Here is a 14,414-nt window from a genome sequence, read left to right as displayed (position 1 = left end):
CAGGTCCCACGTGGGACCCCTCTTCTCTAGGAGAACCAGATGAACGCCACCCAGACCGGCCTGCTGGCAGGTCTCCTGCTCGGCGTCGCCGGCGCCTCCGGCGGATTCGTCGCCTTCATCATCGCGCTCGTGCTCGGCGCCATCGGCGTCGTCGTCGGCCGCGTGCTCGACGGCGAGCTCGACGTCAGCGGCGTGCTCGGCCGGGGCAAGGACCGATGAGCAGCGAGCTCGCCGACGCCGGCGAGCGCGGGACGCTCGACATCGACCAGTCGGTGTTGCGCAAGATCGTCGAGCACGCCGCGGATCAGGCGCCGGGCACCCGGCACCGGTCGCGCACCGTGGCCGGCCTGGGTGTCGGCGGCGACGCCGGTCCCAGCGCCAAGATCAGCTCCGGGTCCGGTGGGCTCGATGTCCGCCTGAATCTCGCGCTCAGCTACCCCTCCCCGATCCGCTCGACCGTCGCCGACGTGCGTGAGCGGATCACCCGGGACCTGGACCGGCTCACCGGTCAGCAGGTCCGCTCCCTCTCGGTCGACGTCGACGCCCTGCAGGGCGACCGCGTCCCCGACTCCCCGCGCGTGCAGTAGCACCCACACCAACCCCTACGGAGGAATGCGATGCGGGTCCTGCTCCGCGTACTCGCGCCACTGCTCAGCCTCGTGGTGGCTGCGCTCGGCGTGCTCGTCGTCGTCGAGGTCGTCGCGGCGTGGGTCAACCCCGCGTCCACCGGCCTGCTCGTCCCCTGGTCGACCTGGCGCCAGACGCTGGAGACCACGCTCTGGTCGGCCGGCCCGGTGCTCTGGATCGCGATCGGCGTCGCCGTCGTCGGTCTGATCCTGCTGCTGGTCGGGCTGCTCGCCCGCCGGCACGACATCACGCTCCGTTCGCCGTCGGAGGGCATCACCGTCACCACCGCCCCCCGGGTGCTCGCCCGGCTCGTCGGCCGGCGGGTCCGCGCCGCCGACTCGGTCGCCGGCGCCACCGTCACGGCGTCCGCCCGCAAGGTCACGGTCCGGGCCCAGACCCGGGACACGGGTGGCGACGCCCGCTCGGAGGTCCGCTCGCGGGTCGACGAGGTGCTGGGCGAGCTGCCCCTGACCCGGACCCCGCGGGTGTCCGTGTCCACCACCGGATCGAAGGGACCCCAGTGAGCACCCCAGTGAGCGCCACGACCGGGAGCACCGCTGCCGACGCCCCCACCGAGAACCTCCCGCCGCGGTCCGGCCCCGCTCCGCGCAAGGCGGGCAAGACCGCCCAGCGCGCGGTCGCCCGCTCCGCCGGCGGCAGCCGCTGGGGTCTGACCCTGCTCGGGCTGGTCCTGCTGGCCGCGGGCGTGCTGACGATCCTGCTGATCCTCGGCGTGTTCGGGCAGAACCGCCCGGAGCGCCCGATCCTGGACCCGATGGTGCTCGGGGTGCTCAACTCCCAGCTGCTGATCGCCCGGATCGTCGCGATCGTCGTCGGCGTCCTGCTCGTCGTGTTCGGCCTGATCTGGACGGTCCGGGCCCTGCGCCCGGAGAGCAAGCCCGACCTGGTCATCGACGGCGGCCCGGGCACCGACATCCGGGTCAGCTCCTCGGCGGCGGCCAACGCCGTCGCGGACGGCGCCTCGGCCCTGCCGGGTGTGGGCCGCGCCCGCGCCCGGATGGTCGGCTCCTCCACGGCCCCGGCCGTGCGGGCCACGGTCTGGGTCACCGACGAGGCCGACGTGGCGGAGATCTGCCGCCGCCTCGACTCCGAGGTGCTCACCGAGGTGCGCGACTCGCTGGGGCTGCGCGCCCTGCCGGTCGCGGTGCGCCTGGAGCTGGAGTCGTCGGGGAAGACCTCGCGGGTCTCCTGAGCACTCCCCACCGCAGTACGTCCCGGGCCGGGCACCTCACGAGGTGCCCGGCCCGACGTGTGTCCGACGGATCCCGCACACGGCGCTGCGACCCGCGTCACAGTCCGATCACCGCGGGCCGCCGCGTAGCGTCGCGGCCATGAGCGATCGGTCGACCGGACCCCTGGCAGGACGTACCGCACTGGTGACCGGGGCGGGCAGCGGCATCGGCGCCGCGGTGACCCGCCGCCTGGCCGCGGACGGCGCCGAGGTGCACGCCGTCGACATCGACCTCGACCGGGTCAAGGCCCTGGCCGACGAGCACCCGGGCGTCTCCCCCGTGCAGTGCGACCTGTCCGACCTCGCCGCGGTCGACACCCTGCCCGCCGACGTCGACGTCCTGGTCAACAACGCCGGCCGCCAGCACGTCAGCCCGCTGCCGGACTTCGACCCGGAGATCTTCTCCCAGATCCTGCGGATCATGCTCGAGGCCCCGTTCCGGCTGATCCGGCGCTCGCTGCCGCACATGTACGACCGCGGCTGGGGCCGGGTCATCAACATCTCCAGCGCGCACGGCCTGCGCGCCAGCCCGTTCAAGTCGGCCTACGTCAGCGCCAAGCACGGTCTGGAGGGGCTGTCCAAGGTGACCGCCCTGGAGGGCGCCGCCCACGGCGTCACCAGCAACTGCATCAACCCGGCCTACGTCCGCACGCCGCTGGTGGAGAAGCAGCTCGCCGACCAGGCCCGCACCCACGGCATCAGCGAGGACGAGGTCATCGAGAAGATCATGCTGACCCCGGTCGCGGTGAAGCGCCTGATCGAGCCGGACGAGGTGGCCGAGCTCGCCGCGCTGCTCTACGGCCCGGCCTCGGCCTCGATCACCGGCAGCTCGCTCACCCAGGACGGCGGCTGGTCGGCGCACTAGACGCCGCCCGGCTCACCGGGTCCTCACTCCCTGCCGTGCACACTCTTCCGGTGTCCGTGTCACCGGCGGGCGGTGACGAAGGGACGTCTGGCGTGGCCCGAGGAACGCGGCGGGCCCGGATGCTGTCCGCGGTCGCGATGCTGGCCGCGTCGGCCGTGCTCGCCGGGTGCAGTGTCGGGCCGTCCGAGCGTCCCCCGGTGGCGGTGCGCGGCGACGCGCTCTCCGCGCCGGCACCTCCCCCGGCGGCGGCCGAACCGCCCGCGGACCCGAACGCCCTGCCGGACCCGGAGCCCGCGTCGTCGGCACTGTCGTTCACCGACTGCACCGCGGACACGACGGCCGAGCTGGCCGCCCAGGGCACACCGCCCCGGGCGGGCCGGACGCTGAGCATCGGCTGCGGGCAGCTCCCGGTCCCGATCGACGTGGCCCAGCCCGACCTCGGGCCCACCCGTCTCGGGCTGACCCGCGCCACCACCCCCGGCGCCCCGGAGGACCGCCCGCCGCTGCTGGTGGTCGGCGACCTCGGGACCGACGGGTCCGCGCGGCACGCCGCCGCGCTGGCCGGCCAGGTCTCCGACCGGGTCCTCGCGACGTACCAGCTGATCGGCATGGACCGGCGCGGCAGCGGGGCCAACCTGCTCGGGTGCGCGCCCGCCGACGCCCGCGCCGCCCTGATCGACGCGGACCCGGCGCGCACCGACGAGGCCGGTCTCTCGGCCCTGCTGGAGCGCTCGCGGGCGATCGTGCAGGACTGCTACCTGCTGCTCTCCGGTGCCGTGAGCAGCTACCGCGCGGCCGCGACCGCGGACGACGTCGAGGCCGCGCGGGTGGCGCTGGGCGTGACCCGGCTGAACGTGATCGGCGTCGGCGACGGCGCGGACGCGGTCGCGCTGTGGGCCGGCGCGCACCCCCGGTCGGTCGGCCGGGTGCTGCTCGACGGCCCCGCCGACCCGGCCCTGGACGAGCCGGCCCGGTCCGAGGCCGCGACCCGCGCGGCCGAGGCCACCTTCGACGCGTACGCGACCGCCTGCCGGTCCGGACCCGCCTGCCCGCTCGGCGCGGACCCCCGGGCCACGGTCACGTCCCTGCTCGCCCGGATCGCGAGCCGGCCGCTGCCGACGCCGGACGGCGACCGGGTGACCGCCGGTGCCGCGACCCTGGCGGTGCGCACCGCACTCGCCCAGCCACGCCTGTGGCCGGCGCTGACCGCGGCCCTGACCACGGCCGGCACCGGCAACCCGGCCGGCCTGGTGGCGCTGCTGCTCCCGGTCGCCGGGCCCCAGGGACGCGCCGATGCCGTGCTCGCCACACGGTGCAACGACAGCCGGGCCCGGCTCACGCCGCCGGAGGTCTCCCAGCTGGCGCAGCGCTGGCGCACCGACTATCCGCTCTTCGGCGCCGCGGCGGCCCAGCAGCTGATCACCTGCGCGCCGTGGCCCGCGACCGGCGGGGGGCCGGGCGCCACCGCGCTCGGGCCGGAGGCGCCGCCGGTGCTCGTCCTGGGCACCGCGAAGGACCCCCGCACGCCGCCGGCCGGGGCCCAGCGGACGGCGGAGCTGCTCGGTGACGCCCGGCTGGTCCGCTGGGAGGGTTCGGGCACCGGGGCCTACCCGGGTACCCCGTGCGTCTCGTCGGTCGTCGACCGGGCCCTCACCGGAGGAACCGCGCCGTCCCAGGATGTGGTCTGCCCACCCTGAGCCCACCGCCGGACACCCATCGTGATCAAACCCCTGGGCCGATCGGATCAAGCGGCTGGGCCATACAGGTGGCCAGGTCGAATCGTGACCATCGGAAAAGGTCACGATTCCGTCTCCACTCCGATGTGACGATTCCGTGAAGGGGCAGCCGAAACCCCTCTGAGCTGCGGATACGGACACAATTATGGGATCCGGAATGGACTCTCGACCGGACATTCGCCGAACTGTGGACCTCCACGAGCCTTAACATCGCGAACGTCCACGGCTAGGCTCCGTTCGGCGATTCGGACGATCCTCGTCGACTCCGGTTCACCCGGCCGGGCACGGTCCGGGTGTAACGCGGGGACCGGCATCCGACGAGGAACGTCCGGCGGGGAGGTCGTTCGGAGGCCGCTGCGCAGCAACGTTGTCCGAGCGGGGGAGCACGTGGGTTTCCAGTCAAGATCGATCCACGGTTTCCCGTGCGATTGTTCGGCGATCCCCGGCTCATTCCGCGGCCACGAATCCGGAGACCTCCGGATCTCGCGGATGCGGTACCCCGGCACCCAGAATCAGACACCACGGGGGGTAGTCCGTCCCGGGACCACCCGGGACTCCCCCGGTACGACACGAGTGGTCGCGGCCGGAGCACGAACCGGCCACGACGGTGCGGGACGTCATCCCGGCACTGATCGGCCCCAGGCCGATCGCCACGACAGGAGGAACATCGTGATGCGGTTCGAACCCGCCGGACGCGGCACGCACAACGACGGGGGGCTCCGATGACGGAGGCCCACAGCCAGCGCCCCGGCGTCGAGATCGAGTTCCGCTCGGTCACGAAGAAGTACCCCGGGCAGGACACACCGGCGATCGACAACCTGTCGCTGACCGTCCCGGCCGGCGACATCTGCTGCCTGGTCGGCCCGTCCGGCGGCGGCAAGACGACCGCGATGAAGCTGATCAACCGGCTGATCGACTTCAACGAGGGCGAGATCCTGATCGGCGGCAACGGCGTCCGCGACGTCGACATCACCACGCTGCGCCGCGACATCGGCTACGTCATCCAGCAGGTGGGCCTGTTCCCGCACATGACGATCGAGTCGAACATCGGCGTCGTCCCCCGCCTGCTCGGCTGGTCGGCCGACCGCATCAAGGCCCGCGCCGTCGAGCTCCTCGACCTCGTGCGGCTGGACCAGAACTTCGCCAAGCGCTACCCGTCGCAGCTCTCCGGCGGCCAGCAGCAGCGCGTCGGGCTCGCCCGTGCGCTCGCGGTCGACCCGCCCGTCATGCTGATGGACGAGCCGTTCGGCGCCCTGGACCCGATCACGCGCAACGAGATCCAGGACGAGTTCCTCAAGCTCCAGAGCGAGATCGCCAAGACCGTCATCTTCGTCACCCACGACATCGACGAGGCGATCAAGATGGGCGACAAGATCGCGGTGCTGCGCCAGGGCGGCGTGCTCGCCCAGTACGGCACGGCCGACGAGCTCCTCGGCTCCCCCGCCGACGAGTACGTCGCCGACTTCGTCGGCGCCGACCGCGGCCTCAAGCGCCTGTCGCTGCGCCTGATGCGGGACCTGGTCGAGGTCACCGGCACCGACAACGCCCCGTCCGACGCCCCGACGGTCAAGGGCAGCGCCACGCTGCGGACCGGGCTGTCGGTGCTGTTCGCCTCCGGCTCGCGGATCCTGAAGGTGACCCACGACGACGACACGGCCACCGTGATCGGCACCGTCACCCTGGACCAGCTGCAGGACGCGGTCTACGAGACCTCGCCGAAGGCACCGACCGACGTCGTCGTCGCGGGCGAGGCGTGATGTCGGTACCCACCCAGGTCATCCCCAACTTCTCCGGGCCGAACTGCGCCGGGCAGTTCTTCTGCTGGGACTGGGTCGGCGCGAACTGGAGCAGCGTCCTGGCGCCCGCCCTGATCCAGCACATCTGGATCAGTGCGCTCGCCGTGCTGTTCGGCCTCGTGATCTCGATCGCGGCAGCGCTGTACGCGGTGCGCAACAGCTGGTTCGAGAAGGGGTTCTCGGCGTTCGCGACGTTCCTCTACACGGTGCCGGCGCTGGCGTTCTTCCTGCTGATGGTGCCGATCACCGGCCTGAACGTGGGCACGGTGCTGATCGGCCTCACCGGCTACACGCTGCTGCTGCTCTTCGCCAACGCGGTGACCGGCCTGCGCGCCGCGCCGCCGGAGACCATCGCGGCCGCCGACGGGATGGGCCTGACCCGCAACCAGGTGCTGTTCAAGGTCCAGCTGCCGCTGGCCCTGCCGTCGATCATGGCCGGGGTCCGGATCGCCGTGGTCACCGTGATCTCGCTGGAGACGGTCGCCGCCCAGGTGGTCCAGGCCGGCCTCGGCACCCCGCTGTTCAACGCCCAGCGCAACGTGTTCACGACCGGCCTGATCACGACCGGTCTGCTCGCGATCGCCCTGGCCCTGGTGGCCGACGCCCTGGTCGTGCAGCTGCAGAAGCTGGTCACGCCGTGGGCCCGGGCCAGTCGATGAGGGAGAGGCGATAACCATGTTCCAGTACCTCAGCGACAACTTCACCCGCCTGCTGACGCTCACGCTCGGGCACCTCCTGCTGTCCCTGGTCGCGCTCGTCATCTCGGTCCTCATCGGCGTCTCGATCGGGGCCTACGTCGGCCACCTGCACAAGTACTCGTTCCTGGCCATCAACCTGGGCAACGTGCTGCGCGCGCTGCCGACCCTGGCGCTGATCGCGGTCATGATCGCGCTGATCGGGTTCGGCTTCGTCAACATCACGATCGCCCTGGTGGTGCTCGCCCTGCCGCTGATCCTGACCAACGCCTACACGGCCGTGGCCGGGGTGGACCGCGGGATGGTCGAGGCCGCCCGCGGGATGGGCATGACCGACTCGCAGATCCTGTTCCGGGTCGAGCTGCCCAACGCCATCCCGCTGATCATGACCGGCGTGCGGACCGCCTGGGTCTACACGGTCGCGACGGCCTACCTGGCGATCTTCGCCGGGTACGCCACGCGGCCGGGCCAGATCGGGACCCTGGGCGACATCATCGGCAACCCCTCCGGGGAGAGCACCCCCGGCATCCTCGTGGCGGCCGCCTTCGCGATCGTCCTCGCGTTCGTCGGCGCAGGCCTGCTCTCGCTCGCCGAGCGCGCCGTGACCCCGGCCGGGATCAAGCTCGCCCGTTCCGCAGCGATGGCTCCGGCGTGAGTCCGGCCTCCGCTCCCACCACGTTCGAAGCACGTCTGGAAGAAAGGGAAGTACCCATGGGCAAGTCGTCATCCACCAGGACCGTGAGGTCCTGGACGCGCCGGGGAGCCCTCGGGGGCTTCCTCGCCGCCACACTCCTCGCGGCCGCCTGTGGTGGCGGCGGTGGCGGAGAGGCCGCGGCCCCGTCCTCGGGCGGCGGCGCACCCGCGGCCGAGGGCATCCCGGCCGACGCCGTCTCGATCACCGCGACCCCGCAGAACAGCCCGCTCCCCCAGGGCACCCCGGGCCAGGGCAAGCCGGCCATCGTCATCGGGTCGAAGAACTTCGCCGAGCAGACCGTGCTCGGCGAGCTCTACACCCAGGCGCTCAAGGCCAAGGGCTACAACGCCACGCTCAAGGCGAGCATCGGCGGCTCCGAGCTGATCGACAAGTCGCTCGAGTCGAACCAGATCCAGATGTTCCCCGAGTACCTCGGTGAGACCGTCACCAGTGTCGCGAAGCTGCCGGCCCCGACCTCGGCCTCGGACACCTACAACAAGGCCAAGGCCTGGCTCGAGGCCAACCGCGGCTCGACGGTCCTGCTGCAGACCGCGTTCGAGGACACCGACGGCATCGTCGTTTCGACCCAGTACGCGCAGGAGAAGGGCCTGGAGACCATCTCCGACCTGAGCAAGGTCGGCCCCGGCGGCCAGGGCGTCACCGTCTCCGGCCCGCCGGAGTTCCAGAACCGGGAGACCGGTCTGGTCGGCATGAAGAAGACCTACAACCTGCCGAACGTCGGCTACCTGCCCGCCCCGGCCGGTAGCCAGTACACCGCCGTGGACCAGGGCGCCGCACAGGCGGCCAACGCGTTCACGACCGACTACCAGCTCACCACCGGCAAGTACAAGCTGCTGACCGACCCCGAGGCGGTCTTCGGTTACCAGTACGTCGCGCCGATCGTGAAGCAGGACGTCGTCGCGGCCCAGGGCCCGGAGTTCACCGCGACCCTGAACTGGGTGAGCGGTCTGCTCAGCAACGAGGCCATCCAGGCCCTCAACCAGCAGGTACAGGGCAACAACCAGCCGGCCGGCCAGGTCGCGCAGCAGTTCCTGGCGGCCAACGGCCTGAAGTAGGTCCGTCGGCACCACCGGTTCCACCCACCCGGGGCAGGGCGAGGATTCCTCGTCCTGCCCCGAGTGGTATCACCACCCTCGTACCACCGACTCGGAGACGACGAACGGGAGGACCGTGCAGCCGTCCGGCCGCCCCGCGGGGCGCGACCCGCACAACCGCCGGCCGACCGTGATCGCCGTGGCGGTCGCGCTCGTGGTCGTCGTGGCGGCCCTGGCCGTGGTGTTCGTGCTCGACCCCGGCTCCGGCGACGCGCGGTCCCGGCCGCCGCTCTCGGCCGCGGCCGACCTGAGCGGCCGGACCTACACCGTCGGCGGCAAGGACATCTCCGAGGAGCAGAGCATCCTCTGCGAGATCACCGCCGCGGCGCTGCGGGAGGCCCGCGCCACCGTGACGAGCCGGTGCGACATCGGCGGCACCGAGGCCACCCGTCAGGCACTGCTCGACGGGGAGATCGACGTCTACTGGGAGTACACCGGCACGGCCTGGGAGGTCTTCCTGCGCCAGTCGCAGAAGATCCTCGACGCGGGCCGGCTCCACGATCTGGTGAGGCAGCGCGACCTGCAGGAGAACGACGTCGTCTGGACCGACCGCGCCGACGTCGACGACACCTACGCGTTCGCGACGGCCGGCGGCGCCCTGCCCGGTGTCGGCACGCTGTCGGAGATGGCCGCCCACGTCCGTTCCGGGGCTCCCGGCGACGTCTGTGTGGAGCGCGAGTACGCGACCCGCCCGGACGGGCTGGTGAACCTGCAGCGCGCCTACGGCTTCACGGTCCCGCGCGACCGGCTCCGGGTCCTCGACGGCGGCGACATCTACCAGGCCACCGCCCGCGGTGACTGCCTGTTCGGCGAGGTCTACTCCACCGACGGCCGGATCCCCGGCCTGGGCCTGCGCGTCCTGACCGACGACAAGACGTTCCACACGATCTACAACCCGGCGCCGACCATCCGGAGGACCACGTTCGACCACGCACCGGACGTGGCGAAGGTGCTGGACCCGATCGCCGGTGCGCTCGACCAGGCGACCATGGTCGCGCTCAACCGCCAGGTCTCCGGACAGGGACGCGACCCGCGCGACGTCGCCGCGGCGTGGCTCGCCGACGAGGGTTTCGTCCCCGCCGCTCGCTGACCGGGATCAGCGCGTCTGCTCGGTCGGCCGGATCAGGATCTCGTTGACCGCGACGCGGGCCGGGCGGGTGACCGCGTAGACGATCGCGTCGGCGATGTCGGAGGCCTCCATCACGGCGTAGCCGTTGTCACGGATCTCCGCGGTGCCCGACGTCGGGTCCTGCGTCAGCTCGGTGCGCACCAGCCCGGGCTCGACGAGCCCGACCCGCACGTGCTGCTCCGCGAGCTCCTGGCGCAGGCCCTCGCTGAACGCGCCCACGGCGTGCTTGGTCGCGGCGTAGACGTTGGTGCCCTTGACGACCTTGCGCCCGGCCACCGAGCTCACGGTGATCATGTCGGCGACGCCGCGCGGGCCGTCGGCGGCCTTGACCAGGTGCGGGACGGCGGCCATCGCCGCGGCGAACACGCCGAGCACGTTGACGTCGACCATGGTCCGCCAGTTCGACCACTCGGCGTCGGCGACCGGTTCGATCTTGCCGTACCCGGCGTTGTTGACCAGCACGTCGATGCCGCCGTGGGCCGCGACGACGGCCTCCAGCGACGCCCGGACGGCGGCCTCGTCGGCGACGTCGGTCTCGTGCACCGAGGTGCGCTCCCCCAGCTCGGCGGCCAGCTCCTCGAGCCGGTCGCGGCGGCGCGCCAGCAGCGCCACGGTGGCGCCCTCGGCGGCCAGGGCGCGCGCGGTGGCGGCACCGATCCCGCTCGATGCGCCGGTCACCACGGCGGTCGTGCCGTCCAGTCGTCCCGTCACCGGGTCCTCCTCGGGTCGTCGGTCGTTCGATCACCGGATACCCGCGCGGCCCGGTCCGGACGCGTCGTCCCGATCACCCCGCGCGCCCGCACCCCGCGTCTGCGGCACAGTGATCACCCATGAGGATCGGACTGGTCGGTGGCGCGTTCCCGGACGTGCGCCGGATGCTGCGCGACGCCCTGCCCGGCGCCGAGCTGATCGAGATCGCCGAGGACGGGAACGACGCCCCCGCGGTGGACGTGCTGGTCCCGCTCGGGGCCCGGGTGGACGCCACGCTCCTGGACGCCACCGGAGCGCGGATGGTGCAGCAGTTCGGCGTCGGCGTGCAGGGCGTCGACCTCGACGCCGCGCGCGAGCGCGGGATCCCGGTGACGAACGTCCCCGGCTCGCAGGGCAACGCCGTCGCCGTCGCGGAGCTGGCCGTGTTCCACCTGCTCGCCCTGCGGCGGCGCTACCCGCAGGCCCGGGCGGCGGTGGCGGAGCGGCACGTCGGCGGCCCGATCGGGCGGACGCTGTCCGGGTCGACGGTGACCGTGCTCGGGGTCGGCGCGAGCGGAACGGCGCTGGTCGAGCGGCTGCACGCGTTCCGTGTCGACGTCTGGGGCGCCGGTCGGCGGGACCGCGCCGACTACCCCGACGCCGACGCCCTCCTCGCGCCCGGCCGCTACGTCCCCGTCGCCCGGCTGCACGAGGCGCTGGCGCACTCCGACGCGCTGGTGGTGTGCGTACCGCTGACCGACGACACCCTCGGCCTGGTCGGCACCGACGTCCTGGCCGCGATGCCGGCGGGCGGCCTGCTGGTCAACGTCGGGCGGGGCCCGGTCGTCGACCGCGACGCGCTGCTCACCGCCCTGCGCTCCGGGCACCTGGCCGGCGCCGGGCTCGACGTCGCCTGGACCGAGCCGATCGACCCCGCCGACGAGCTCTTCGACCACGACGTCGTCGTCACCCCGCACGTCGCGGGCGTCACCGAGGACTCCTACCGGACGATGGCCGACACGTTCGCCGCCAACGTGCACCGTCTGGAGCGGGGCGAGCCCCTCGAGAACGTGGTCACCTGACCCCCTCCTCCACGCCGGACGGGAGCTCCGCTCGTCCAGCAGGGGTGGACGGGAGCTCCGTTCGTGCGGTGCCACCGGGCCCCGCGGGTGGTAGAAGTGCGCGATGAGCAGGCGCGGAGTCGACGACGTCCGGGACGGCGTCGAGCTGACCAACCTCGACCAGCCGGTGTTCGACGGTGCGGAGGCGACCAAGCGGGACCTCGTCGACTACCTCGACGCCGTCGCCGGCCGGATCCTCCCCGGTCTCGCCGGCCGTCCGCTGTCGGTGATCCGAGCACGGCCGGGCGCGGCGCCGTTCATGCAGAAGAACCTGCCCAAGCACGCCCCGGACTGGATCGCCTCCACCGCGTCCTGGGCCGAGACGTCGCAGCGCGAGGTCCGCTACGCGCTCTGCGACGACCGTCGCACCCTGCTGTGGTTCGCCAACCAGCGGGCGATCGAGTACCACCCGACGCTGATCCCCGACGGCGCCACGCGGAGCACCGAGCTGATCCTGGACCTCGACCCGCCCGAGGACGGCCCGTTCTCCCAGGTCGTCGCCGCGGCGCACCTCGTCCGGGAGGCGCTGGCCGCGGCCGGGCTGCAGGCCGCGGTGAAGACGAGCGGGGCGAAGGGGCTGCACCTGTTCGTGCCGCTGGACGAGCCGGTCGAGATCGTCGACGCGTTCGCCGCCACCCGCGCGCTCGCCGCCCGCGCCGCGGCGCTCGGCCCGGACGTCGCGACGACGGCGTTCATCCGCGCCGACCGCGGCGAGCGGGTGTTCCTGGACCCGACCCGCGCCGGCGGCGCCACCCTCGTCGCGGCCTACAGCCCGCGCGCCCGGCCGGGGCTGCCGGTGTCGTTCCCGGTCTCCTGGGACGAGCTCGACACCGTCGCGCCGGGCGACTTCACGGTGCGCACCGCGCCGGAGCGCCTCGGCGACGCCGACCCGTGGCGGGAGCGGATGCCCGAGCCCCGCCCGATGCCCGGCGGCCTGGTCGAGGAGGGCCACACCATCCCGGTCCCCCGGGTGCAGGCCATGCACGAGGGCAAACGCCGCAAGCGCGCCGCGGCGAAGGCGGAGAAGGACGCCGGCGCCTAGGACCCGGGTCGTGCCCTGCGGTAGATCCACCACTCGTCGTTCTGGTGCGGGCCCAGCAGCAGGTAGGTGACGGGCCCGAACTCCGGCGCCGCGGGATCGGCGAGCTCGATCTCCCGGGGCGGGGCACCGCCCCGCTCGGCCGTGATCCGCAACGTCTCGCCCTTGTGCGGGCCGTCGTCCAGGAACGCGTACACAGGCGGTGAGTCTGCCACCGCTCCGGGGGCGGGTGGACCCGTCGATGCGGCGATCATCCGGGACAGCGGCTCGTTGGGCCGTTCGGCCGTACCCACTTCTGGGGATCCGGCGCGACAGGTGCAACGGACGTGACCCGGACCACCGACACAGAGCACATGACCGCTCCGAGGAACCTCCGCCGCACCGCCCGCCGTCGAAACACCGTGGCCCGCCTGATCGTCGCGGCGACCGTCGTCGCCGCAGCCGGCGCGGGCGTGCTGAGCGGGTCGGCGGGCGCCGACGACGTCCCGCGCCCGGCCGTTCTGGTCGGCCCGGCCGTCTCCCGCTGAGGCGCTACCCGCCGTCGGTGTTCCGCGCCCGCGAGGGCTGCACCCGCATCGGCTCGCCGGGCATCTTCGGGTACTCCGGCGGGTAGGGCATCTCCCCCAGGCCGTGGTCGCGCTCGTCGGCGGCGTACCACTCCAGGGCCGTCTCGCAGCCTCCGACGGCGTCGTCCATCGCCTCGTGCGGGTCACCGCGCTCGGCCAGCAGCCCGGGCACGGTGCGCAGGGTGAAGTCGTCGGGCTCCACGTCGGGTACGGCGTCCCAGGTCAGGGGCATCGACACCGTCGCCGACGGCAGGCCGCGCACCGACCACGCCGAGGCGATCGTGCGGTCCCGCGCGGCCTGGTTGAAGTCGAGGAAGACGCGTTCGCCGCGCTCCTCCTTCCACCAGTCCACCGTCGCCCGGTCCGGGATCCGGGCCGCGACCCGTCGCGCGATCGCGATCACCGCGTGCCGCACCTCGATGAAGTCCCACTCCGGCCGGATCCGCGCGAACACGTGCAGACCGCGCCCGCCGGACGTCTTCGGCCAGCCCACGAGACCGGCCTCGTCGAGGACCTCGCGCAGCACCATGGCCACGGCCGCGGCGTCGGCGAAGTCAGTACCGGGCTGCGGGTCGAGGTCGATGCGCAGCTCGTCGGGGTGGTCGGTGTCCGGGCAGCGGACGGGCCAGGGGTGGAAGTCGAGCGTGTTCAGGTTCGCGGCCCAGGCGATCGTGGCCGGCTCGCTGATCGACACCGACTGCGCGGTGCGGCCGCTGGGAAACGTCACGGTGCACGTCCGCACCCAGTCCGGAGCACCCTTGGGCACCCGCTTGACGAAGAACGGCTCGCCGTCGACGCCGTCATTGAACCGCTTGAGGTTGGTGGGACGGTCGCGCAGCGCGCGGGCCATCGGCTCGCCGACGGCGAGGTAGTACTCGACCACCTCGCGCTTGGTGATCCCGAGCGCCGGGAACGCGACCTTGTCCGGGCTGGTCAGCCGGACGTCGCGGTCCCCGTCGGGTCCCGGCACCTGCAGTATCACGACATCCTTGCTGGCCACGGCGGAACGGTATTCCCCTCCCCCGATCCGCGTCACCCCGACACACGTCGGTCACCTGCGCGGGGCGCCGGAGCGGATATCCTCTCCCC

General features: G+C 73.0%; 17 protein-coding genes. 14 read left to right on the top strand and 3 right to left on the bottom strand.

Annotated elements, in window-relative coordinates; genetic code table 11:
* The first annotated feature begins 39 nt into the window (after positions 1-39).
* From EV383_RS10730 to EV383_RS10680, 11 genes are all read left to right on the top strand, one after another.
* A complete protein-coding gene (locus EV383_RS10730) occupies positions 40-219 on the top strand; it encodes a hypothetical protein (protein ID WP_130289780.1) in 180 nt (59 codons plus the stop codon).
* The gene (locus tag EV383_RS10725) at positions 216-587 is read left to right on the top strand and encodes an Asp23/Gls24 family envelope stress response protein (RefSeq protein ID WP_130289779.1); all 372 of its coding nucleotides are present in this window, start codon (positions 216-218) and stop codon (positions 585-587) included. The genes EV383_RS10730 and EV383_RS10725 overlap by 4 nt, the downstream gene beginning before the upstream one ends.
* A 30-nt stretch (positions 588-617) precedes the next feature.
* Positions 618-1,151: a DUF6286 domain-containing protein gene (locus EV383_RS10720; protein ID WP_130289778.1), complete on the top strand. Its 534-nt coding sequence runs from the start codon at positions 618-620 to the stop codon at positions 1,149-1,151.
* An 8-nt stretch (positions 1,152-1,159) separates the two neighbouring features.
* Positions 1,160-1,840: an alkaline shock response membrane anchor protein AmaP gene (amaP, locus tag EV383_RS10715; protein WP_165438303.1), complete on the top strand. Its 681-nt coding sequence runs from the start codon at positions 1,160-1,162 to the stop codon at positions 1,838-1,840.
* A gap of 139 nt (positions 1,841-1,979) precedes the next feature.
* Complete coding sequence (locus EV383_RS10710; RefSeq protein ID WP_130289777.1) at positions 1,980-2,744, top strand: 3-hydroxybutyrate dehydrogenase; 765 nt, start codon at positions 1,980-1,982, stop codon at positions 2,742-2,744.
* Between the two features lie 92 nt (positions 2,745-2,836).
* Positions 2,837-4,441 (top strand): alpha/beta hydrolase, encoded by a 1,605-nt coding sequence (locus EV383_RS10705; RefSeq protein WP_130289776.1) that lies wholly within the window; start codon positions 2,837-2,839, stop codon positions 4,439-4,441.
* Positions 4,442-5,202: 761 nt separating this feature from the next.
* Positions 5,203-6,237: an ABC transporter ATP-binding protein gene (locus EV383_RS10700; RefSeq protein WP_130289775.1), complete on the top strand. Its 1,035-nt coding sequence runs from the start codon at positions 5,203-5,205 to the stop codon at positions 6,235-6,237.
* Positions 6,237-6,935, top strand: a complete 699-nt coding sequence (locus EV383_RS10695; RefSeq protein WP_242623012.1) for an ABC transporter permease — start codon at positions 6,237-6,239, stop codon at positions 6,933-6,935. Before EV383_RS10700 ends, EV383_RS10695 begins: the two co-directional genes overlap by 1 nt.
* A gap of 16 nt (positions 6,936-6,951) precedes the next feature.
* A complete protein-coding gene (locus EV383_RS10690; protein WP_130289773.1) occupies positions 6,952-7,626 on the top strand; it encodes an ABC transporter permease in 675 nt (224 codons plus the stop codon).
* Between the two features lie 83 nt (positions 7,627-7,709).
* Positions 7,710-8,741, top strand: coding sequence for an ABC transporter substrate-binding protein (locus tag EV383_RS10685; protein WP_165438302.1), 1,032 nt, complete (start codon positions 7,710-7,712; stop codon positions 8,739-8,741).
* A gap of 178 nt (positions 8,742-8,919) precedes the next feature.
* Positions 8,920-9,870, top strand: coding sequence for a glycine betaine ABC transporter substrate-binding protein (locus EV383_RS10680; protein ID WP_165438301.1), 951 nt, complete (start codon positions 8,920-8,922; stop codon positions 9,868-9,870).
* 6 nt (positions 9,871-9,876) lie between these two features.
* Here EV383_RS10680 and EV383_RS10675 read toward each other — a convergent pair whose 3' ends face one another.
* Positions 9,877-10,620 (bottom strand): SDR family oxidoreductase, encoded by a 744-nt coding sequence (locus tag EV383_RS10675; RefSeq protein ID WP_130289770.1) that lies wholly within the window; start codon positions 10,618-10,620, stop codon positions 9,877-9,879.
* Positions 10,621-10,739: 119 nt separating this feature from the next.
* On the opposite strand from EV383_RS10675, the gene EV383_RS10670 reads away from it, so the two are divergent.
* Positions 10,740-11,681: an NAD(P)-dependent oxidoreductase gene (locus tag EV383_RS10670; RefSeq protein WP_130289769.1), complete on the top strand. Its 942-nt coding sequence runs from the start codon at positions 10,740-10,742 to the stop codon at positions 11,679-11,681.
* A gap of 103 nt (positions 11,682-11,784) precedes the next feature.
* Complete coding sequence (locus EV383_RS10665; RefSeq protein WP_130289768.1) at positions 11,785-12,762, top strand: DNA polymerase domain-containing protein; 978 nt, start codon at positions 11,785-11,787, stop codon at positions 12,760-12,762.
* Here EV383_RS10665 and EV383_RS10660 read toward each other — a convergent pair.
* Positions 12,759-12,956: a hypothetical protein gene (locus EV383_RS10660; protein WP_130289767.1), complete on the bottom strand. Its 198-nt coding sequence runs from the start codon at positions 12,954-12,956 to the stop codon at positions 12,759-12,761. The genes EV383_RS10665 and EV383_RS10660 overlap by 4 nt on opposite strands.
* A 156-nt stretch (positions 12,957-13,112) precedes the next feature.
* Here EV383_RS10660 and EV383_RS31115 point away from each other — a divergent pair, with 156 nt between their 5' ends.
* On the top strand, positions 13,113-13,286 hold the full coding sequence (locus tag EV383_RS31115) for a hypothetical protein (protein ID WP_165438300.1): 174 nt from the start codon (positions 13,113-13,115) through the stop codon (positions 13,284-13,286).
* A gap of 4 nt (positions 13,287-13,290) precedes the next feature.
* On the opposite strand, the gene ligD is transcribed toward EV383_RS31115, so the two are convergent.
* A complete protein-coding gene (gene ligD, locus EV383_RS10655; RefSeq protein ID WP_130289766.1) occupies positions 13,291-14,325 on the bottom strand; it encodes a non-homologous end-joining DNA ligase in 1,035 nt (344 codons plus the stop codon).
* Positions 14,326-14,414 lie beyond the last annotated feature (89 nt).

The organism is Pseudonocardia sediminis, from assembly GCF_004217185.1.
Taxonomy (GTDB): Bacteria; Actinomycetota; Actinomycetes; order Mycobacteriales; family Pseudonocardiaceae; genus Pseudonocardia; species Pseudonocardia sediminis.
Note: the sequence above shows the minus strand (reverse complement) of the source record. Positions and strands in the feature narration are given on the sequence as shown.

Bases quoted from the DNA above. Each gene is read 5' to 3' on its own strand.
- EV383_RS31115 (WP_165438300.1), top strand. From the start codon at position 13,113: ATGACCGCTCCGAGGAACCTCCGCCGCACCGCCCGCCGTCGAAACACC.
- EV383_RS10695 (WP_242623012.1), top strand. From the start codon at position 6,237: ATGTCGGTACCCACCCAGGTCATCCCCAACTTCTCCGGGCCGAACTGC.
- EV383_RS10725 (WP_130289779.1), top strand. From the start codon at position 216: ATGAGCAGCGAGCTCGCCGACGCCGGCGAGCGCGGGACGCTCGACATC.
- EV383_RS10720 (WP_130289778.1), top strand. From the start codon at position 618: ATGCGGGTCCTGCTCCGCGTACTCGCGCCACTGCTCAGCCTCGTGGTG.
- EV383_RS10730 (WP_130289780.1), top strand. From the start codon at position 40: ATGAACGCCACCCAGACCGGCCTGCTGGCAGGTCTCCTGCTCGGCGTC.
- EV383_RS10710 (WP_130289777.1), top strand. From the start codon at position 1,980: ATGAGCGATCGGTCGACCGGACCCCTGGCAGGACGTACCGCACTGGTG.
- EV383_RS10700 (WP_130289775.1), top strand. From the start codon at position 5,203: ATGACGGAGGCCCACAGCCAGCGCCCCGGCGTCGAGATCGAGTTCCGC.
- EV383_RS10665 (WP_130289768.1), top strand. From the start codon at position 11,785: ATGAGCAGGCGCGGAGTCGACGACGTCCGGGACGGCGTCGAGCTGACC.
- EV383_RS10670 (WP_130289769.1), top strand. From the start codon at position 10,740: ATGAGGATCGGACTGGTCGGTGGCGCGTTCCCGGACGTGCGCCGGATG.
- EV383_RS10690 (WP_130289773.1), top strand. From the start codon at position 6,952: ATGTTCCAGTACCTCAGCGACAACTTCACCCGCCTGCTGACGCTCACG.